The sequence below is a fragment of the Marinomonas shanghaiensis genome (genome assembly GCF_003259175.1).
In the GTDB taxonomy this organism is placed as follows: Bacteria; Pseudomonadota; Gammaproteobacteria; order Pseudomonadales; family Marinomonadaceae; genus Marinomonas; species Marinomonas shanghaiensis.
Genome location: NZ_QGOK01000002.1, coordinates 1 through 1,008, shown reverse-complemented (window position 1 = coordinate 1,008; position 1,008 = coordinate 1). Strand labels below are relative to the sequence as shown.

Genomic DNA, 1,008 nt, shown 5'->3' with positions numbered 1-1,008 from the left:
TTAAAGGAGCTTCATTCACGTCATTTACGCTAACAGTAACCGCTTGAGTATCAGTCAAATTACCATTGTCTGTCACAACCACACTGAAACTGTAGCTAGCTTTAGTTTCAAAGTCCGCTGGCGATTTTAATGTCACGTCACCCGTTGTCGAGTTGATCTCTAACAACGCGGCATCATCGCCAGAGAGGCTATAGGTCAAGCTGTCATTCGCATCTACATCCGTAGCCGTGGCCGTGTAAATCACTGTGTTAATTGCGGCATTTTCATCCACACTGCCCGTTGCAACTGACGTGATTACTGGTGCTTCATTCACATCATTGATGCTCACGACCACTGCTTGGGTATCGGTCAGATTGCCTGTGCCATTGTCCGTCGCCACCACATTAAAACTGTAGCTGGCTTTGGTTTCATAATCCGCTGACGATTTTAACGTCACCACACCCGTACTGCTATCAATGTCAAACGCCGCGGCATCCGTACCGGTTAAGCTAAAGCTGATAGCATTATTGGCACTCGTACCATCCGCGTCTGTTGCGGTAGCCGTGTAAACCACTGTGCTCGTTGCCGCATTTTCATCGATACTTGCCGTTGCTCCAGAAGTAACAACAGGAGCATTGTCGTTAAGATCATTCACACTGACAGTAACCGCTTGAGTATCGGTCATATTGCCTGTGCCATTATCCGTCGCCATCACATTAAAACTGTAGCTGGCTTTGGTTTCATAATCCGCTGACGATTTTAACGTCACCACACCCGTACTGCTATCAATGTCAAACGCCGCGGCATCCGTACCGGTTAAGCTAAAGCTGATAGCATTATTGGCACTCGTACCATCCGCGTCTGTTGCGGTAGCCGTGTAAACCACTGTGCTCGTTGCAGCATTTTCATCGATACTTGCCGTTGCTCCAGAAGTAACAACAGGAGCATTGTCGTTAAGATCATTCACACTGACAGTAACCGCTTGAGTATCGGTCATATTGCCTGTGCCATTATCCGTCGCCATCACAT

The 1,008-nt window shown here is 47.7% G+C and carries 1 protein-coding gene; it reads right to left on the bottom strand.

Annotated features, from left to right (window positions below; genetic code table 11):
* Positions 1-1,008: cadherin domain-containing protein (locus DKT73_RS00275; RefSeq protein WP_198666502.1), on the bottom strand; the 1,008-nt coding region annotated here is incomplete at both ends.